This is a genomic window from Bremerella sp. P1 (assembly GCF_028748185.1).
GTDB lineage: Bacteria > Planctomycetota > Planctomycetia > Pirellulales > Pirellulaceae > Bremerella.
Genome location: NZ_CP118164.1, coordinates 2524367 through 2544568, shown reverse-complemented (window position 1 = coordinate 2544568; position 20202 = coordinate 2524367). Strand labels below are relative to the sequence as shown.

The 20202-nt window shown below is 57.0% G+C and carries 18 protein-coding genes; 7 read left to right on the top strand and 11 right to left on the bottom strand.

Annotated elements, in window-relative coordinates:
• Positions 1–128 precede the first annotated feature (128 nt).
• The 6 genes from purH (at position 129) to PSR63_RS10460 (ending at position 6918) form a co-directional block, all read left to right on the top strand.
• Positions 129–1697, top strand: a complete 1569-nt coding sequence (gene purH / locus PSR63_RS10485) for a bifunctional phosphoribosylaminoimidazolecarboxamide formyltransferase/IMP cyclohydrolase (RefSeq protein ID WP_274333058.1) — start codon at positions 129–131, stop codon at positions 1695–1697.
• A 19-nt stretch (positions 1698–1716) separates the two neighbouring features.
• On the top strand, positions 1717–2508 hold the full coding sequence (gene trpC, locus PSR63_RS10480) for an indole-3-glycerol phosphate synthase TrpC (RefSeq protein WP_274333056.1): 792 nt from the start codon (positions 1717–1719) through the stop codon (positions 2506–2508).
• Between the two features lie 47 nt (positions 2509–2555).
• Positions 2556–3149: a HupE/UreJ family protein gene (locus tag PSR63_RS10475; RefSeq protein ID WP_274333054.1), complete on the top strand. Its 594-nt coding sequence runs from the start codon at positions 2556–2558 to the stop codon at positions 3147–3149.
• Between the two features lie 183 nt (positions 3150–3332).
• Complete coding sequence (locus PSR63_RS10470; protein WP_274333053.1) at positions 3333–4139, top strand: phosphatase PAP2 family protein; 807 nt, start codon at positions 3333–3335, stop codon at positions 4137–4139.
• Between the two features lie 18 nt (positions 4140–4157).
• Positions 4158–5318 (top strand): LptF/LptG family permease, encoded by a 1161-nt coding sequence (locus tag PSR63_RS10465; RefSeq protein ID WP_274333052.1) that lies wholly within the window; start codon positions 4158–4160, stop codon positions 5316–5318.
• A 10-nt stretch (positions 5319–5328) separates the two neighbouring features.
• Positions 5329–6918 carry an ArnT family glycosyltransferase gene (locus PSR63_RS10460; protein ID WP_274333051.1) on the top strand — a complete coding sequence of 530 codons (1590 nt, stop codon included), beginning with the start codon at positions 5329–5331 and terminating at the stop codon, positions 6916–6918.
• A 4-nt stretch (positions 6919–6922) separates the two neighbouring features.
• Here the strand turns inward: PSR63_RS10460 and PSR63_RS10455 are convergent, their stop codons facing one another.
• From PSR63_RS10455 to PSR63_RS10415, 9 genes are all read right to left on the bottom strand, one after another.
• Positions 6923–8572 carry a DUF58 domain-containing protein gene (locus PSR63_RS10455; protein WP_274333049.1) on the bottom strand — a complete coding sequence of 550 codons (1650 nt, stop codon included), beginning with the start codon at positions 8570–8572 and terminating at the stop codon, positions 6923–6925.
• Positions 8569–9906, bottom strand: a complete 1338-nt coding sequence (locus PSR63_RS10450) for an AAA family ATPase (RefSeq protein WP_274333047.1) — start codon at positions 9904–9906, stop codon at positions 8569–8571. The genes PSR63_RS10455 and PSR63_RS10450 overlap by 4 nt, the downstream gene beginning before the upstream one ends.
• 70 nt (positions 9907–9976) lie before the next feature.
• A complete protein-coding gene (locus PSR63_RS10445; protein WP_274333045.1) occupies positions 9977–11203 on the bottom strand; it encodes a DUF4350 domain-containing protein in 1227 nt (408 codons plus the stop codon).
• Positions 11200–12027, bottom strand: a complete 828-nt coding sequence (locus PSR63_RS10440; RefSeq protein ID WP_274333043.1) for a DUF4129 domain-containing protein — start codon at positions 12025–12027, stop codon at positions 11200–11202. The genes PSR63_RS10445 and PSR63_RS10440 overlap by 4 nt, the downstream gene beginning before the upstream one ends.
• Positions 12024–12899, bottom strand: a complete 876-nt coding sequence (locus PSR63_RS10435; RefSeq protein WP_274333041.1) for a hypothetical protein — start codon at positions 12897–12899, stop codon at positions 12024–12026. Before PSR63_RS10435 ends, PSR63_RS10440 begins: the two co-directional genes overlap by 4 nt.
• Positions 12889–13953 carry a stage II sporulation protein M gene (locus PSR63_RS10430; protein ID WP_274333039.1) on the bottom strand — a complete coding sequence of 355 codons (1065 nt, stop codon included), beginning with the start codon at positions 13951–13953 and terminating at the stop codon, positions 12889–12891. Before PSR63_RS10430 ends, PSR63_RS10435 begins: the two co-directional genes overlap by 11 nt.
• A gap of 13 nt (positions 13954–13966) precedes the next feature.
• Positions 13967–14914: an RDD family protein gene (locus tag PSR63_RS10425; RefSeq protein ID WP_274333038.1), complete on the bottom strand. Its 948-nt coding sequence runs from the start codon at positions 14912–14914 to the stop codon at positions 13967–13969.
• Between the two features lie 250 nt (positions 14915–15164).
• Positions 15165–16247, bottom strand: coding sequence for a magnesium/cobalt transporter CorA (corA, locus tag PSR63_RS10420; RefSeq protein ID WP_274333037.1), 1083 nt, complete (start codon positions 16245–16247; stop codon positions 15165–15167).
• Complete coding sequence (locus PSR63_RS10415) at positions 16247–17701, bottom strand: sulfatase (protein WP_274333036.1); 1455 nt, start codon at positions 17699–17701, stop codon at positions 16247–16249. Before PSR63_RS10415 ends, corA begins: the two co-directional genes overlap by 1 nt.
• Positions 17702–17905: 204 nt before the next feature.
• On the opposite strand from PSR63_RS10415, the gene PSR63_RS10410 reads away from it, so the two are divergent.
• Positions 17906–19081 (top strand): tetratricopeptide repeat protein, encoded by a 1176-nt coding sequence (locus tag PSR63_RS10410; RefSeq protein ID WP_274333034.1) that lies wholly within the window; start codon positions 17906–17908, stop codon positions 19079–19081.
• 142 nt (positions 19082–19223) lie between these two features.
• On the opposite strand, the gene PSR63_RS10405 is transcribed toward PSR63_RS10410, so the two are convergent.
• Positions 19224–19892 (bottom strand): transposase, encoded by a 669-nt coding sequence (locus PSR63_RS10405; RefSeq protein WP_274326708.1) that lies wholly within the window; start codon positions 19890–19892, stop codon positions 19224–19226.
• Between the two features lie 37 nt (positions 19893–19929).
• Entirely contained in the window at positions 19930–20100 is a 171-nt protein-coding gene (locus tag PSR63_RS10400) for a hypothetical protein (protein WP_274326707.1), read from the bottom strand.
• Positions 20101–20202: the final 102 nt, after the last annotated feature.

Below are 20202 nucleotides of genomic sequence, written 5' to 3'. Positions count from 1 at the left end.
ATTTGCTTCGGTCTGCCGCCCAGAGGGGGTTCGGGTGGTTGACGATTTCCCACTCGCCAGCCTACAAAGGGAGCTGATTCTCTCTCCTGGGTTCCGTTCTCGGTATACAGATTTAGATTGGTTCTACGATGTCTCTCGACCCTGTCATTCAAAATGCCATTATCAGTGTCAGCAACAAGGAAGGCCTGACCGAATTCGCCCAAGGGTTGGTGGAAGCTGGGGTCACCATCTACAGCACAGGTGGAACCCGGCGTCACCTGGAAGAAGCCAACATCCCGGTCAAGGATGTCACCGAGTACACCCAGTTCCCCGAGATGATGGATGGCCGGCTGAAGACGCTGCATCCGAAGATCTTCGGTGGGATTCTGTGCCGACACGATCGTGAAGACGACATGACCGCCATCGGCGAGCACGGCATCTTCGCCATTCCCCTGGTCGTGGTGAACTTGTATCCCTTCGAGGAAACGATTGCCAAAGAAGGAGTCACCGACGCCCAGGCCATCGAACAAATCGATATCGGCGGGCCTACCCTGGTGCGTGCTGCCGCGAAGAACCATGCTTTCAGCACGATTGCCTGCAAACCAAGTCAGTACCCCGAGATCCTGGCCGAATTGAAGAACGGCGGAAAGACCTCGCTTGGTCTTCGTCGCAAGCTGGCCGCTGCCGCGTTTGCCCATACAGCCGCCTACGATGCGGCGATCGCCAACTACTTCGAGAAGGACGACGACTGTGCCTTCCCAGAAACGCTGCGTCAGTCGTTCCAACGGAAAGCCGTTCTGCGTTACGGCGAAAACCCACATCAGCAAGGTGCCGTGTACGCGGTGCCGAAGTTTAACGGTGCCTCGCTGGTCGATGCCAAACAGCTCAACGGCAAGGAACTTTCGTACAACAACTTGCTCGACCTCGACAGTGCACTGGCCATTGCCCGCGGTCTGCCGGATGTGGCTGTTTCGGTGATCAAGCACAACAATCCTTGTGGTGCGGCCTCGGCTTCGACACTGGCCGAAGCGTGTGAGAAGGCCATGCTGGGGGATCCGCTCAGTGCGTTTGGTAGCGTGATTGGTATGAACGCGGAAGTCGATGCGGCTACTGCGGAATACCTTTCGACGCCTGGTCTGTTTGTCGAAGCAATCGCCGCCCCGAGCTTCTCAAAGGAAGCGGTGGAGATACTGACCACCAAGCCTAAATGGAAGAGCAACGTTCGCTTGATGGAAGTCGGACCACTGGAAGGTGCTCGTCCGGAGTTCCAGTCGCGTTGGATCGAAGGGGGCCTGCTCGTTCAGAACACCGACTTCTCGCTCGATGATCCAAGCACCTGGCAGGTCGTGACCGAAACGCAGGTCGAGGAATCGATGAAGCAGGAGCTGCTTTTTGCCTGGGAGATCTGCCGTTTCGTGAAGTCGAACGCCATTGTCCTGTGCAAAGACCGCTCGCTCGTGGGTGCCGGGGCAGGGCAGATGAGCCGCGTTGACTCGGTTCAGATTTCGATCGAGAAGGCCGCCGACCGTGCACCCGGTAGCGTGCTGGCCAGTGACGCGTTCTTCCCATTCCCGGACTCGATTCACGAAGCCGCCAAGGCAGGCGTCAAGGCATTCATTCAGCCAGGTGGCTCGAAGCGGGATCAGGAAGTGATCGACGCGTGCAACGAGCACAAGCTGCCGATGATCTTTACTGGTGTTCGTCACTTCCGACATTAATCTGCCGCAAGAGAAGAACATGGCTGATCCGACCGTCCTCGATAAGATCGTCACCAAGAAGTGGGAAGAGATTGCCGCAGCGAAGGCGATCCGTCCACTCGCAGAAGTCGAAGCCCGAATGGCCGACGCACCGGCTCCACGGGACTTCTTCGGAGCCCTGGCCGCAGGCGGCGCGGTCAAGCTGATTGCCGAAGTGAAGAAGGCCAGTCCATCCAAGGGATTGATTCGCCCTGACTTTCATCCGGTACAAATTGCCAAAGACTATGAAGCGGCCGGCGCCTCATGCATCAGCTGCCTGACCGACGAGTCGTTCTTCCAAGGTCATTTGGATTACCTGGTCGCCATTCGCAGCGAAGTCGGCTTGCCGATCCTGCGGAAAGACTTCGTGCTCGATCCTTACCAGGTCGTCGAAGCCCGGGCAGCCGGTGCCGATGCGGTGTTATTAATCGCCGAGTGTTTAGACGACGATGCACTCAAGTCGTTGCACGATCAGATCTGCGAACTGGGCATGACACCGCTGGTTGAGCTTTACGAAGAGTCAAACGTCGCGCGTGTGCTCAACATTGGTGCCAAGTTGGTCGGCATTAATAATCGCGACCTGCGAACGTTCGAGGTCGACTTGAATCATACGATTCGACTTGGCCAACAAATCCCTGACGAATGTGTACTGGTCGGAGAAAGCGGTATTTTCACGCACGACGATATTCTTCTGCTGCAGAAGAATGACGTCGATGCCGTTCTGGTTGGCGAAAGCTTGATGCGGCAGGACGACGTGCAAGCAGCTGTCCGCAAACTTTTGGGTGGCACCTAGCCGATAATAAGGGTGGCCTTCTCCTTTCACCTCATCGAGAACACCCCATGAGCTTTGCCCGAAACCTTTGGGCCATCTTCTTGATCCCGCTGCTGACTCAGCAAGCGTGGGCTGGTCCTGTCGACGGCTTGGTAGCCAGGAACAGTTTTCTCGATGGCGTGTTGCATCCCTGGTTTGGCATCGATCATCTGCTGGCCACACTGGCCATCGGTCTGCTGGTGGTGCATGTCGAAAAGGGATCGACGATCGCAGTTCCGATTGTGTTTCTCAGCAGCTTGATGGCCGGGGCAGGCCTCAATGGAAGCGGGATCTGGCTGCCCTGGGGCGAACCGATCGTCGCGTTCTCGGTGATCTTGTTGGGGGTTGCCCTGATTCCAGGGCGAAGATACCCCGAATTGTTGCTAGCAGTCGCCGTGGCCCTTTTCGGTATTTTTCAAGGCTACGTTCATGGAAGAGAAAGCTTGGCCGATTCGCTGCCGCTGGCATATCTGTTTGGACTGCTGCTGGGGACTGGGTTGCTGCTGGGGCTGGGAATTTGGATCGGCCACTGGATTGAACCGGCTTCCAAGGTGTCGCGGAGTATTGGTGTCGCGATCGCGCTGGCTGGCTTGGGATTATTCATCTACAGCCTTGTCGCCTAGTCGCTGCTAGCGTGCTTCGACTGCAGATGTGTCTTGCGTCGAAACCCTCATCTCGGGTAGTAGTAACCTTCGCTATAGAATTCGGACAGACGTTTCGCTTAGGGTGATTCGGAAAGCCGAGCGACATCCATTGAATACTTTAAGTCTTTGTCTCACGCGCGATTGGCCGCGGACTTGTCGACCATGCCCGACTCGGACCATACACAACTCAGGCCTCAGGCTCATTCCTTTCAGCGAATGCTGATCTGGATGGCCATCGTGCCGCTGACGCTATTGGCAACGATCACGGCGCTTTGCTACCTGACGCAGCTTGATCTGGTGACAACACACCAGTTCTTCCGTGCCCAGGGAGAAGATCCATTTCCCTACGGCGAAACGCTTTTGGCGACCACGATTTACGACTACGGTCCGATTCCCGCGATCCTGTTTGGCGTGGCAAGTGTGGCGACGTGGATTGGCAGCTATCTCTTCGCTTCACTAGCAAGCTGGCGAAAGAGTGCCATGTTCTGCTCGCTTGCCATCCTCATTGGTCCGGGGATTCTGATTAACACAGTCCTGAAGCCTAACTGGGGGCGTCCGCGTCCGATCGATACGGTCGTGTTTGGTGGTGAGTACAACTATGTTCCGCCTGGAACGATTGGGCCTTACGAGATGGCCAAGTCTTTCCCCAGCGGTCACGCTTCGATGGGATTCGTCTTCCTGCTGCCAGCATTTCTACTGCTTCGCAAGAACCCAACAGCAGCGGCGTGCGTATTCGTCGTTGGGTTTTTATGTGGAGCTGGTGTTGGTGCTTCCCGTATCGCCGAGGGGGGGCATTACCTGAGTGATATTGCTTGGAGTGGCGCGATCGTCTACTTTACCGGCCTCACTTTATACGTGGGAATGTACGGCTGGAAACAGTCGGACACATCGGCTCTGAGTGTTGCGGAAACGGTGCCGTTTTCGCGTGAGAGCCACGAAGACAACGTTCGTAAAAATTCCGCCGCGTAAGTAAAGCACAGATTTCTCATGTCAACGATCCAGAGGTACGTATTGTGGGAGATCACCAAGGTCTTCCTGCTCTGCCTCGGAATCACCGTGCTTCTGATGACGGTCGGTGGTGGTGTGAACGAAGGGCTGAAGAAAGGGTTGCCTCCTGGGGTGATCCTGAACATGCTGCCCTACTTCATTCCTGAGATGCTGCGGTACACCATCCCCGGCTGCATGCTGTTCGCCGTCTGTACGGCTTTCGGACGCATGGCCGCCTCGAACGAGATCACGGCGATCAAGTCGGCTGGCATTAATCCCATGGAATTGATGTGGCCGGTGCTCACGCTGGCCTACTTTCTCAGCTTCTTTACCTTCTGGATGTACGATGCCTGTGCGGCATGGTCTCGGCCGAACCTGCACCGCGTGGTGGCCGAATCTTTAGACGATACGGTCTACGGCGTGCTGCGGACGCAACGCAACTTCAAGATGTCTGGCTTCTCGGTGACGGTGAAGTCGGTGCAAGATCGCAAGTTGATCAGCCCGACGTTTCAGGTCGCGGCGACCGATTCACAGCCGTCGATTTACCTGGAGGTCGAAGAGGCCGAACTGAAGACCGATCCCGAGACAGGCATCCTGCAACTGATCTGCCGCGATGGTACGGTCGAATTCGGCGAGGAAGGCTCATTCGAATTCCCCGACGAACGTGTGATCTATCTTGATCATCTTAATTCCATCGAACTGAATGAAGACAATTCGTCTCCGGCGAACCTCACCCTGAAAGCGATTCCACAGCAGATCGATCGAGAGAAGGTCATCGTCGAGGAAGCTCAAGCTAAACTTTCCGATGTGACCACGATCACCGGAGCCGAGACGGTCGAGGATGTTCAGCATCACTTCAACCATCATCAAAAGCGACTATTTCGCTTGCAGGCCGAGCGTCAGCGCCGCTTAGCCAATGGCTTTGGTGTCTTTTGTTTTGTTTGCATGGGCATCCCTGTTGCCATTTGGAGAAAGTCTTCGGACAACGTTTCGACCTTCTTTACCTGCTTCCTGCCTATCTTGTTGTTGTATTACCCGCTGCTGGTCATTGGCGAACAGACGGCCCGCGAAGGAACGTTCGGCTCGGCACCAGTGTGGATTGCCAATGCCGTCCTGATCACGATCGGCGCGGCACTCATTTGGCGAGTGAATCGAAACTAGCAACCAACGCATGAATACACCACTTGAGGCCATGAAGGCCGATTCAGAAGACTCGACTTTGTGGACTCGCCGAGCGATCTGGCTGTTGCTGGGCTTGGGACTGTTTCGGATTCTTTACCTGGCTTTCGATCCCTTCGACCTGGTCCACGACGAGGCCTACTACTGGGATTGGTCGCGGCAGTTGGATTACGGTTACTTCAGCAAGCCCCCGATGATCGCCTGGATCATCGGTTTGTCGACACGACTATTGGGCGATCACGAATTCGCCGTTCGCCTGCCGGCGGCGCTACTAGGAACAGGCAGCCTGGCGTTTGTCTTTCTGCTGGCCCGCCGGATGTACGATGCGAAGGTCGGTTTCTGGGCGACGCTTTTGGCAGCGATGACGCCTGGTAACGCGGCAATGAGCTTGTTGATGACCATCGACGCTCCGTTCCTCTTCTTCTGGAGCGTCGCCATGTATTGCTTCTGGCGACTACTGGAACGCGGGGAAGATCGTTGGAAATGGTTGGTGGCAACCACCGTTGTCATCGGTCTCGGCCTGCTGACCAAGCAAACCATGGCCGGCATGCTGGTCTTTGGTGGACTGTTCGTCCTACTTTCACGGGAAGACCGACACGAAGCGATTCGCCCGACACTTTACGTCTGTGCTGTCGGAGCTTTGTTGTTCCTCGCTCCCGTTTTCTACTGGAACTATCAACACGACTGGGTCACGCTGCATCACACCAGCGAACACTTCCAAGGCGAACCGGTGACGCTTCTGCGCCGCGTGGCCGTTTCCCTGGAATTTGTCGGCGGGTTGTTCGGCGTCATTTCGCCGGTCACGTTCTTTCTGTTCGCCTGCGTGACAGCATTCGGTCTGTTTGCGTTTCGCAGCGTCGGACGTCGCGAACGCTATTTGCTTTGCCTGAGCGCGTTGCCGATGATGCTCGTCCTGGGATTGAGTTTGAAGCAGCGACTGGAATTGAATTGGCCGGCTCCCTTCTTCAGTGCCGGTATCATCCTGGTGGCCGCTTGGGCACTGGGCCGTTTTCAATTGCCTGGTTTGTTTCTCAAGGGCAGCGAGACGCGCTTACGCTATGCGGCTACCGTCGGTGCGATCTTCCTGGCAGGCACCTATGCGATGCCGCTGGCATTGCCGATGTTGGGACTCAATGGAAGCAAGGTCGATGTGCTGGTTCGGCTAAGAGGCTGGGAAGAACTCGGCAACGAAGTCGGCAGTCGTTTAGAAACACACCAGGCCGGATCGCAGGCCATGATCGTGACGGCCGGTCGAGCGGTCGCCTCGGAGCTGGCCTTCTACATGCCGCAGCATCCGAAAGTTTACCTCTGGGGAGATAACCAGTTTCCTCTCTCGCAATACGATGTTTGGGGCGGACCGGAAGCGACGGAGAGCCAGGATTTTCTGCTCGTAGCCCACCAGGAAGACGAGATCCCTCTTCCCCTCAAGATGGCGTTTGAATCGATCGAGCTGCTGGAAGAGGTGGAAGTGGAAGTCGGTCCCAATCGCAAGCATGCTGTGACGGTCTACCGCGGTCAGGGCTTTCGGGGTTGGTCCGTCGCCAAGAGCATTCAGGCCGACCAGCAGACGATGCATCGCTAGCCGTTTAAAGCAGATGCCGCGCCTTGATCTCGAGATACTGATTCACGAGGTTGGCGGTTAAGTCTTCTGGGAAGACATCCAAGGCCAGCACCCCTTTATGGCTGAGATCGGTTAGCACGTGATGCCGCCAGGTAAGGATTTCGGCGGCGGCCGCAGCCCGAAATAACTCGGCTCCGTATGGCTTTTCATTCTCGGCCGCGTCGAACAGGCGATGATCCCGCAGCAGCACGCCCAGCGGCAAATGCCGCCCGACCAGCGTCGTCAGGTACTGCTCGATCTGATGCGAGTTGACCTCGTCGATCACGTTGGTGATCAGCACGACCAGCGACCGCTTTCGGCAGTTCGTCCGCAGATGCATGAACGCTTCGTCGTAGCGGGATTCGACCAACTGTGGGAATTGATCGTAGCTGGCATGCAGCAGATGATTCATCTGGTTCGCGCCGGACTTGGGTGGCACGTACTTGTGAACGCGATCGGAAAACGCGATCGCCCCGACCGAGTCTCCCTGCCGCAGCGCAACGAAACTGAGCATCAGCATGGCATTGAACGCATGATCCAACAGGCTGATGCCATCCGCTTCGTTGGTCATCATGCGCCCGCAGTCGATCATGAACATGATCCGCTGGCTCTGGCTGGTTTGAAACTCGCGAACCGTCAAGCGCCGTCGCCGAGCCGTGCTTCGCCAGTCGATATGCTTGTAGTTGTCGTCCCGCGTGTAGTCGCGCAGGCGTTCAAAATCATGGTCCTGCCCAACCTTCCGCGTACGCCGCACGCCGACCAGGCTCAGGCGGTTGGTACGGGCAAGCAGTGCGTACTCGGCCAACTGCTTCATGTCGGGATAAACACTGATGGCGATATGAGCCGGGACCTTGACGATCTTTTTCCAGAATCGCAGCTTGCTATCGACCTGGATGAAAACCGTATCCATGGCAAACGACCCACGCTTGGTCGGTTCCATTTCGTAGTGCACGGTCGTCCGGCTGCGTGGTTCAACGTCCAGGTTGAACTCTTCCGGCACGGCCTGGAATTGCTGCGGGACGTCATCGCGGACCGACAAGTGAAGATTGAGTGGACCCTTGTAGGTGATGGTCAGGATCACTTTTTGTTTCTTCAGCAGCGAAGCGATGCGACTCGTTTCGCGCTCGACCGAAAAGTCCTTCGCACTCGGCAGGCTCGACAGGTCGATCGCGGCAATCACCGCGATGGCAATATTCAAGGCCAGCAGCGTCCAGGCAACCCACGTGAGCGAGTTGCCGATCGTAGCGAAGGCAAACAGCACGCAAATGCCCAACGCCGCCATGAAGGTTATTCCCAGCCATACGCGTGCGGAGAATGGCAGGAAGGAAACCTGGAAACGCTTCCACCCCAGGGAATGGGCGAGAAACTGAACAAACGAAAAGATGCCCACCGTCAAGGCAACCGCCAGCAGGAACAGGATCGGTCCCATCAGGCTGCCGGCGTCGGCCAGCAAAATGGCGATCACTGGCACCGGCATCAGCGCCGCGAAGGTCAGGGCCAGCCAGATCGTGGGCGTCGTCCGCATCCACCGAGCAAGAATGGCCAACGGAATCACCATGGCCAGCAATTGCATCATGGGTTGGGTGAGGACGTTATCCCACAGTCCGACGAAGAAGTCTTGTACGATCGAGATCACAGACGCGGCACCTCGATCGTGCGGATGAGTTCTTTTAGTAGCTCGTCGGCCGTGTGCCCTTCCACTTCGGCTTCGGCCGAAAGGACAATACGGTGCCGCAGAGCAGGCAAGGCGATCTGAACCACGTCGTCAGGCACGGCATAGTCACGGCCATTGAACGCGGCCAAGGTGCGTGCCCCTTGCATCAACGTGATCCCGGCTCGAGGAGATGCCCCCAAGTGGAATTGCGGCCACGTACGGGTCAGACGCACGATTTGATTGATGTAGTCAATCAGCTTGTCGGCGATCAGCACGTCCCCATTTTGCTTGGTGACTTCCATGATCTTGGCGGGTGAAGCGATGACTTCCAGCTCTTCGTCGAGACGCTTGTTGATGTCGACTTGCTGGCTGTGCTGCTTCAAGATTTCCGATTCTTCCAGTTCGCTCGGATAGTCGAGGTTCAGTTTGAACATGAAGCGGTCGAGCTGGGCTTCCGGCAGGTTGTAGGTCCCTTCCGACTCAATCGGGTTTTGCGTGGCCATCACCAGGAAGGGGCGATCGATCTTGTGGCTCGTTCCGTCGATCGTCACGCGGAATTCCTGCATCACTTCCAGCAGAGCGGCGTGCGTCTTGGCAGGCGAACGATTGATTTCGTCGGCCAGCAGTAGCTGGGTGAAGATCGGACCGGGGCGGAAGCGGAACTCATTCGACTTCATATCGAAGAATGGCGCACCGGTGATGTCCGACGGCATCAAGTCGGCAGTGAACTGCACACGACCGAAGTTGCACCCCAGCACGCGTCCGAGCGTTCGCACGAAGAGCGTCTTGCCCAGACCCGGAGCACTTTCGATCAGCACGTGTCCGCCGCTGAACAGGGCGACCAGCGTACCAAGCACCAGTTCTTCCTGACCCACGTAGATCTTCGAGATCTCGTCGGTGATGCGCTGGAAGAGATCGCGCGTCTCCGAGAAAGCCGAGTCATCCGCATGGTGCCCCTGCAGCGTTGTGCTGGTCGGGCGAAGCGGTTGGGCCGGGGCCTCTGGCTCTGGAGTTAGCTGGGCCGGCGGTTGTTCAGCAGGAGGTTGAACGCTGGGCTGATCCATACTAGCGAAAAGATCGTCCCCCAAGCTGCCGCTTGGTGTTGCTTCCGCGGCAGGAGGTGCGGGCGATGCCTCGGTGGGCGGCTCACCTACCACTTGGCTGGTTCCGTTCGCTTCGCTGGAAGTGGGAACGACCTGCACGTTGTCGCACTGCGGACAGCGTGCCTTCTTGCCGGCGGCTTCCGGGCCGACACGCAACTTCTTGCCACAGCCGCTACAAGGAAATTCGATAATGTCAGGGGTGGAACTACTCATGGATGCTCGCTTATCGTAATGCACGCCGTCTTGTCAATTTGCTGTAGTTGTTGTTCGTCGAGTACCGGCCTTACTTGCCCTCGCCTCGACGTACCTTCGATCGACGGTAGACGGCGTCTCCTTTCATTGCTTGATGATATTGCTGAACGCGTAGCTGAGCGTAACCGTGATCATCGGTTGCCTGCAGCAGGTCGCCCACGGAATCGATGTGCTTTTTGAAGTCGGATGTCTCGGCCGATGGCAACTTCTTCGCGCGACCGAAAATGGGGTACAACGCAAAGCAGAGGACGATCAGCCACCAGGCCATTTGCAGGCCGACCAAATTCAGGGGCCATTTCGAGAGCCATTCCCAACCACTGTTGCCGTCGGTGGACTGATCCGCATTCATGATGCGAACGCCTCCTTCTGTTTCCAGGAAGGCCACACTGTCGGGGGCATAATAAGACTCGTCGCACTGATTGACCAGCTTGGCCGCTAACTTGCGGTGTTCTGGATTGACCAGCGGCAGATTCAACAGGAAAGAACCGTTGTTGACCAAAATGATTTGATTGTCGCTATAGTCGCTTCCCAGGCGAGCAACGATTGCTTCTTTGCCCGTGCTTAGCAAGATCTCCGAATCTTCCACTAAATGAATGGGAACAGCATCTTCGTCGAAGGTATCGAAACCTTTATAGATCGTATCTTCATCGGCTGGGATCATTCGCGATCGCAGTTCGATCTGAGTCTTACTGGCGTCGATCCCCTTGGCCCAAGGTCCCGAAAGGGATGAGGCAACCCGCCGCGGGGCGTCCCGTTCGATCTTGTAGAACTGGTAGTCTGCTTGCGGTGATTGATAGTTTCGCAGCTTATCGAACGACTCGATCGCCAGGCTGCGCTGTCGCATGACATCAAGCTTTTCCGCTGGGTCGACCTTGTTAAGCACATCATTCCAATACTGGATAGAAGCGTCGAAGTCGCGTCCCACGTAGATGAACGTGCGACCTTCCTCCTCTTCCAGCCATCTCAAAATGGTGTCGCGAAATTCAGGAGTTGGACCGTCGAAGCTATTGGGGAACCAGACGATCACGTTGTGTCGGAGCATGCTTGGTGAGACAGCGCTATAGCTGCGAACGTAGTAGCCTGCCTCACGGAACATCTCGGACAGGGCCTTGGTACCGTTGACGCTGCCAGCTTCATTACCAGTTCGCTTGCCGTAAGCCGTACGGAGCTTACTGCTGGGCTTACCACAGCCAACGATAATCCCACAGGCCAACAGCAACAGCAGGACGAGATAGCGGGAAGAGCTTAAGCCGTTCATACGCCACCTCCCGCGAGATGTTGATTGAACTGCGTGAGCTGATTCCAGCAACGCTCGAAGCGATCGCGGGTCAAATTGCGATTGCCGAAGAAGACATCCTCGAATGCGTTCATGGTGCCTTGCAGGATCTTCCGCAGGTCGCGGTTGCGGCCAGCTTCGCGGAGATACTGACCGTTCGTCTTTCCTTTGGCCAGGCGAATAACGTGTCCCTTGTCGAGTTCCAGCAGTTGGAAGCTGAAGAGGTAGATGATTGCCTCGTTGAAGTTACCCGACTCGTAACAGCGGCGGGCCTCGTCGAGCAAGTTGCCGTCCTTCTTCTTAACCTCAAACGGAAGATGCTCGACGCGATCGACCTGGCGCGACTTTTCATCCTCGTGTTCCTCAGGCACGTACGAACTTGACTCGTTCGCGCCGCCTGAGCTAATGGCTCGATAGATCAGGTAAGTAATGAACCCGAGTATGATGATCAAGATCGAGTACATGGCAATCGAGGCCAACGACAGGCCACCGAGGCTTGGGAAATTCCAATTGCCGCGGGCCGCAGGTGCCGCAGCAGGTTTCTTCTGTTTCGCGGCACCGGGGCGTGTGTCCGGCATCTTGGTTTCCCCAGGCACAGGAATGGTACGTACCTCGTCCGATTCGCTGTCGTACCAGTTGGCTTGGGGAATATTCGCTAGTGCCTCGCGTCCTTGCTCGACCGGTTGTTGGATCGAACGCGTGCCGGTTCCAAACTCATCCCACTCTTGGGCATGCGTCTGGGGTAGTACCGGGACTAATAGCAACAGGCAGAACAGAGCGAGTTTTCCAAGAAGGCTGCGCATCATCCGGCGACCTCCTTCATGCGTGTGGCTTCGGCCCGCAGGACAAGTTCGACTTCCCAGCCTTCTCGGCGGATGCGCAAGTCCAGGTAGCACAAAAAACGCACCACGGTCATAAAGGCAACCACCAGCCACAAAGCCATGGGGAACCAGATGAACAGGAACATGTCGTCCCAGTTCCATTGACCGAAAACGAAGCCGCGGAGGCCAAAGACATTCATGACGATACTGGCCGCCAGCAAGATACTGATGCTCGAGGCCATCGCGCGGATGACCAGATCGCCAAAGTTCGGTTGATGCAGGGCCGAGCTGCGGCGACCGACCGTGATCGCATCTTTCTGACGCGAGAAGACCGGGTTCTTTTCCAGGATCAAAATCTCGCCAATGTAGGGGCGAACCGCTCGGAGGATCGCGGCATAGCAGCATAAGAAAAACAGCAGCGTGCCGGCGATAAAGTCTTCGTCGAAGGAACCGATGAATGCCAATGCCATGCCCGGCAAGATGGCCCGGAGCACGACAATGATCCAAAAGATGCGGGGAATCACCGGCCAGAGCCCTGTGCACATCCGCCGCCAATTCGGTTTCTCGTGGAATAAGGCATCGCCCAACAGCAGCGTGATGGGAAGACCCGCCAAGGGAGCTTCCAGGAAGATGAGGGCGATCATGTAGTAAATGAACAGACCGGCTGTTTCGTTGACGACCAGGTCAGGCTCCATCACCCACAACAGGCCAGCGTTGATCAACGTCAACGGGACCGCCGTGATGGCCAGGGCCTGCACGATCTTCCACCAGTAGACGCGCATCACGATTAACGCCAGATCGTAGATCTCGAGCAGTTCGCGTTCGCGGATCGCAATGCGTGTTTTATCAAGCTGCATCGGATTCCCTTCGCGGATAGCCGAGCACGATGAAGTAGACCATCAGCAGACCACTGCAAAAGATGGCCACAACCTGCTTCGCTTGCTCAGGCAGTGGAGAAGGGGAGATCCATGCTTCGATCATTGCCGCCAGGATAAAGAGAATCGCCGAAGCACCCATGATCGGCAGGGCACGCTTGGCACCAATCCGCAGCGAATCGATTCTTTCGTAGGCGACCCGGCGCGACTTATCGAAGAGGCTTTCTTCCTCTTCCGGCAGTTCGTCAGGCTGGAGCGATTCTTCTTTATGGTAGGGGCTGATCAGCGAGAACCCGATACGCAGACCGGCCCCGGCGGCCAGGACAATGGCCGTCAACTCAAAGGGACCGTGGGCAGTAACGAACTCGAAGAAGTGCTCGCTTACTTCTTCCGAAACGTTAGGGCTCGCCATGTGTCCGAACGTGGCCCCCAAGACCGCCGCGTTGTAGAGCAGCACGCAGATGCCACCGATCACGGTGATCCCCACGACGAAGCACTTGATGCCGATGCCCGTGTTGTGATTGACGTAGAACGCGGCGCCGGAAGCGGTCGGACCATTATTGCGCGAACTTGGATCGTCGGCGTACATCTGCTCGTACATGTCGATGTTTTCGGCACCGACGATGTCCGCGGCGAAGTTCGGAAAACGATCTGGATTGGCGGCCATATAACCGGCCAGCAGAAAGACCATCCAAAACAGCCAGAACGTCAGCTGAACGCAGCGATCCTGGAAAATCTCGCGCGGGATTTGGCGGAAGAGGATGTCCCCGATCTTCGACCAATCGACGCGGCGGCTACGGTATAGCTGGCCATGGGCACGGCCGACGAGCTTGTGCAGGTAATCGACGATGTTGGGTGGTAGCTGATAACTATCGGCCAAGGCCAGGTCGGCACAGGCCGCGCGGTACAGCGTGGCGAACCGAGCGATGTTGCGGGCCCCGATCGTTTTCTTGCGCGAGTTGGACATCTGAGCGCAGAGATTCTCCAGCTCTTGCCAATACACACGCCGTTTTTCGATCAGTTGAGCAACTTTCACCGTGATAATTCCTTTACTTCGATTCCGCTCCGACCGGTGCTTTCGCCGTCGCCAGATAAGGGTTGGAATGCTCCCTCATCGTTCCATCCCCCAGCAGCTGCGAATCGTCCTTCGTCCCGTCGGCTGAGTGTTTCGATAGGAACGTTCGATAATACAGTGCGCAGAGCAGTAAATCGTAGCTGGTGTCGGCCGGGAGGCCAAACTTTTCCAGTAGCGGTTCGGCCAGGTGCCGTGCGATTTCTCGTCGCCGCGCGGTCGTGAAGTAACGTCTTCGCTCGACGTAGGTAGCCACCGCTTTGACCATGCTCCGCGGAGCCACGAAGTTGGGTGGAATATAGTCGGCCAACAGGCGTGCCCGGTCGTCTTCGATTTTGGCAATTTTCATCAGCCACGAACGGTCTTCGATGACGACCATTGTGCCGGCGATCAGGTCGCCAATCCGCTGGAACCGTTGATTGAAGATCGGTACGATCAGCGCGAATAGAAACGTCACCACGATCGGCTCGGGCGTCATCTCTTCCCGCATCACGGCGAAAGGGAGCGGTACCATGGGCCACATATCGACATAGCGAAACAGGTTTCGCACGGCCGACTGAAATAGATTGATCGGCTCCCCTTCGTCGGTGGTCACCCGCAGGTTCAATAGCCACTTGCCTGGGGTTGTGCCGTTCCACCAGTACTCGAACGCGGCCATGTAGAACCAGTTGAAGAAAAACGCCGCCAAGGTCATCAGGGCGAACATGAGATCTTCGAGCCCGGCATTGACGAAAACGCTTCCGATTCCGGCACAACTCAGGGCGATGAAGAAGGCCAGAATGACCGCTCCGCGAATGGCCAGATCCAATAGAAACGCAAGCAAGCGACGGAATGGTCCGGCGACCTGGTAGTTGAACGCGATGTTCTCAGGCGTCACGACCTTGAATTGCGAGTCGATCGCCTCGGTATTCCACGGAGCTACCATCGAGGAGCTTTTCTATCCTTGCTGGGTGCGGCCTTCGTAAAAGTTTGCCGTCAGATGAGTTATCTCCAGTCTAACGCAACTACTTACGCCAAGACGAGGACTCGTCCCAGATTAATCGGTTTTCACCCCCCTCAACAGAGGTGATTGGAAATTCAATCTAAAGACTTACGCGTAATAACGTGGACCGAGGGATGGATTAACTCGGTTTTCGTTGGCAGACCCCTGCTATCTATGGGTTCGCTCCGGCCGCTTATCCCTTGAACCAGCCCCGGGTATAGAACCACGTCATGAGCCCTCCGGACACGCTGAGCATCAAGATCCAGGCGAATTCATAGCCGAACTTCCATTTGAGCTCCGGCATGTATTCAAAATTCATCCCATAGACGCCGGCGATAAAGCTGAGCGGAATGAAGACCGTGGCGATGATTGTCAGCGTTTTCATCACCTCGTTGGCCCTTTGGCTGGTCAGGGCGAAGTGGAAGTCCCGCATGTCCGAGCAAATCTGCCGGTAGGCATCGATCGCGTCGAGCAGCTGCGACGTGTGGTCGTCGGCGTCGCGCAAGAAGACCGACGTATTGTCGGTGTACCGTGTGAAGCGGGCTCCCATCATGTTGCGAATCGCTTCCCGGTGGGGGAGCAAGTTGCGGCGAATGGTGAGCAGGTCGCTGCTGATCTTTTGGATCTTGGGGATGATGTCGTGGGTGTAACCGGCGGCCAAGGGATCGTCGAGCGTATCCAGCCGGTCGCCAAACGATTCAACGACGGGGAAGTAGTGATCGATCACCGAGTCCATCAAAGCATACGAGAGGTAGTCCGCGTTCATCTGCCGGATTCGACCAACCCGATTTCGTAGACGCTCGCGTACAGGCTCCAGTCGATCATGGTCGCTGGCTTCCTCGATGCTTAGCAAAAAGTTGTCGCCTACGACCATACTTAGCTGCCGCGTATCGAGATGTGGATCCATTTCGACCATGCGTACGACAATGAATGCGTAGTCGCCGTATTCCTCGGCCTTGGCACGTTGATGCGGATGCAACATGTCTTCGTAGACCAAAGGGTGCAGATCGAACAGATCGGCCAGCTGCCGAAAGTGCACCGTATTGCCCAGGCCATGCACATGAATCCATGTCACGTCATAGCTGCCCAGGTAATCGCGAACTTGATCGACGTTATCGATCGCAGTTTCCTCGAATTCATCCGGGCCGAAGGCAACCACCTGGATGCGGCTAGCGACTTCCTCGTCCGGCTTGGTTGCCGTCCCCGGTGCCGAGCCTGGCGGCGTGCGGCGTTCGAACGGACGTCTCAGAAACTGCAGATCGATGGGTAACTTCATTACGGCGAGGCATCCTGCACGGTTTGGAGTAACTTCGCGACGACATCCGGCTTTTCCTTCACCAGGTTCTGAATCGGGTCAGGCGTTTCTCGAATGTCGTACAATTCCATCTTTTGCGGGGTTCCCTTTTGCATCTGCACGATCAGTCGATGCTGGTCGTCGCGAATGCTGACCTGATTGCCCCGCCAGTAGCTGACCGCGACATCACGAACCTTGTCACTGGAGCCCTGCACAATCGGTGCCAGGCTTACGCCGTCCAATGGGTGCTCGGTCTGTTGAAACTTCGGATCGCACAGCTCAATCAAGGTCGGGTAAATATCGAGCGTCTCCGCCAGGGCCGTGGTCATCTGTCCCTGGTCGGTCACACCGGGAACTTTAATAAACAGGGGACTGTTCAGAGCGCGTTCGTGCGAAGTGTGCTTGGCCCATAGCGCACTTTCACCCAGGTGCCAACCATGATCACCCCACACGACGACGATCGTCGAATCTTCCAGGCCCGTTTCTTTCAGGGCTGACAGGACCTTGCCGATTTGACGGTCCGTATAACGAACACAGGCCAGGTACGCTTTGCGAGCGGTGATCTGATCCTTCTTGGCCAGCGGGTTGGTCTTGGGGTAGTCGGTCTTGTACTTGTAGAACTCGCCGGACGTATGCCAATAGGCCGTGTCAGGCTTGGTGCCATGAGGTGCCGGCTGAATGTCCATCGCATCGACTGCTTCCCAGTCCTGCCTGGTCGCCACGAAGGGAAGATGCGGCTTGAAGAAACCCAGGCCCATGAAGAAACGTTTATCGTTCTTGCTGTAGGCTTTCAGCTTCTCGATAGCCGTCTCGGCCATCAGGCCGTCTGGCAACTCGTTGTCCTTTTCGACGGTGAACTCCATCAGGTCACGATGACCGCCACCGTCCTCGCGGTGCTTTCCGTCCGCATAGGCGAAGAAGATCCCCCAGCCGCGCTTCCACGGACCGTAAGGGGTCGCCAGGTCATCCCAGGCATGTGGAATTTCATCGCGACCGTCGCCTTTGCCGTTGTAGGCGTACACCTTGCCATCGCCCGTATGCGAGACTTTGCCAATCAGCGTCGTGTGATAGCCGCTCCGACGGAAGAGTTCCGGCAGCGACTGTGCCCCGGGGAGCTGTTGTTGGGAAAGGGCATTCTTTCCGCTGTACATCGCTTCGTTCCCCATCGCGCTGGTCTTGCCGGGACTGCGTCCGGTGAGCAGCGCGAATCGAGAAGCACCGCACGTGGGAACCTGGACGAAATGGTTGCGAAACACAACCGAATGCTTTGCCAGTTCATCCAAAGAGGGACTTACCGTTGGCGATCGCCCGAAGCAGCCCAGCTCGGGTCGTAGGTCGTCGACGGCGATAAACAGCACGTTGTAATTGTTCTCGGCCGCCGCGCTGGCAACCCAGGTGAGGGACAACAAGACGGTGAGAATTCCGATCCGAGACATAGCAAACTCGTGAGCAGGGAAGTGATTGGGTAGTCTTCATAGGTAATCGATCTTGTGCCAGGAAACAAGGTTACGGCGCTTCCGGGCCTAGTCTACGGGGCCCGGTTACAGTACCTTTAACCGAAGAGAACGTAAGGGTTTGCTCCAGCTTTTTCCCGCGCTTGGGGACCGGCCAGGGCAGCCCGCTTTCTGGGATAGTGGCACGTGGCAACGGACTGGGCCAAATCGAACGAAGCCGGCGATCTGTCGGGCAAACGCGTCGCGATTATCGGCAAACTGGCCGGTATGACACGGCGCGAGGTCTTTACGGCGCTGCGCGAAGCCGATGCTACCCCCAGCGATAAAGTTGACGAGCGGGTCGATGTGATCGTCTTTGGAGAGAATGATCTGACCGGTTTGGGAGATCAGGGCATCTCGGCCGAGCTGCAGGAAAAGGCGGCCGCCGGCGATCTGAAATTCATCAGCGAAACAACCCTCTGGCAGTGGCTTGGCCTGATTGAACCCCATCAGAAGCTGCATCGACTTTATACGCCGGCGATGCTATCGGACCTGTTGGGGGTCTCTAAGTCGATCATTCGTCGCTGGCATCGGCGAGGGCTGATCGTTCCGGCCCGGCAAGTTCGCAGCCTCCCTTACTTCGACTACCGCGAGGTCGCCACCGCCAAGCAGTTGGCCGCGATGCTGGCTTCCGGCTTATCGCCTGATCGGATCGAACGTCAGCTGTCGGCAATTTCCGAATACCTCCCTGACGTGCAGCGGCCACTCGTGCAGCTTTCGGTGATGGTCGAAGGCCGCGACATTCTGCTGCGGCAAGGGGAAGGGCTCGTCGAACCAGGCGGCCAGATGCGTTTCGACTTCGATCGCGATGAGGACTTCTCCGAAGAGTTCAATGTCGTCGATCCCGGAAGCTACGAACCGGAAACGGCTGAGCAGTGGGACGCCCGTGCCGCGGACTACGAGGATGACGAGCAGCTGGAAGAAGCGATCCGCTGCCTGCGATCTGCCCTGGCAATCGGCGGGGCGAGTGCCGAGCGATCGTTCCGCCTGGCCGAACTGCTATACCGGGCAGGCCATCTGCACGGAGCCATCGAGCGGTACCACACGGCGATCGAGCTCGATCCCGACATGATTGAAGCCCGGGCAAACCTCGGCTGCGTGCTGGCCGAAGCAGGGCAACTCGTCGAAGCGGTCTCGGCCCTGCGAGACGCGATCGAAGTGTATGACGATTACTGCGATGCCCACTATCACTTGGCCCGCACGCTCGACGAACTAGGTCGCGAACGCGAAGCGACCGGCCATTGGCAGAAGTGCCTAGAGCTCAATCCGGATTCCCCCTGGGCCGATGAGGCCTATCAGCGATTGAATCCGGAAGAGGATTAGTCTCGATCCTAGAACGCGTTTCAACGCACCAAGCGTCGTCGGCTGGGCCTTCCGCCCTTGGGATCGAAATGGGAGAGGAACTTTGGCTGGCGATGCTCATCGCTCCATAAACCCTCACCCTAGCCCTCTCCCTGCGACAACATTATTCACCAGCTAGCGGTGGAGGATGAAGGTTGAGGAGCATGTACATGGCATGGATCAGAAGTTTGGCTTGAACCCACTCGCGGACGCGGTGTATTCGTCGAGCCCAGTTGGGTAGTGGTTCGAGGCCTCCGGCGTGATTGCCAAGCCAGGCGAATCTTCGTTCGACCTGGTTCCGGAACCGTATTAGGGCGCGACCGAACTCCTGCTCTAGTAGGGCGAAACAGCGAATTCGTCCTGGGCTGTGGCGGCAATGCCCCAAGCCTTTTCCTGGTCGCAGTTTTTCGGCCACCAGTTGATAACCGGCTTCCATCGCCGCGTCGTGGAGCTGGTTGCTGTCGTATCCACGATCAGCCACTAGATAGCCTCCGCCTCTCCCTAGGATCGGGAGAAGCCGAACTGCAACCGGCGTTTCGGCCACGTTGAGCGGTTCGACATCCCAGGCCAGCGGCATGCTGCTCGAGCCGTAGATCGCGTGGACCTTGTAGCCCTTGCCGTAGCCGCGTCGTGCGCGGCCCCAACGGGCATCGGGATCCTTGCTGCAATGACTCACCATTTGCGGCTTGCCATCAACGAGCATGACAAAACCGAAATCGTCCACCGCGATCATGCACCGTTCCATTTGAGCGAGCAGTGCCTGAACTTCCGTGGTTGGCAAGCGTCGGCTCATCGTCGGTTGAGACGGTAATTTCCGAGGCCTGAGATCGTCAGGCCAGTTGCCCGGCTCGCATGCCCAGCAGGTTGGTCGATCGTGAATAACCGCCCACAAGTAGACGCTCACGATCTCCCAATCGAAAAAACTTTGTCATCGCCCACCAGGGATTGGCGTCGCACTGGCGAGCCAATTTGTATAATGCAATCCAGAGTTCACGTTCCATGGCTTGGCTCCCAATTTGGGAATTCGTACACAACTACCTAGCCTAGTACGTGAACTCCTTTTATTGCTAGCTGGTGAATAATGTTGTGCGAGGGAGGGGACA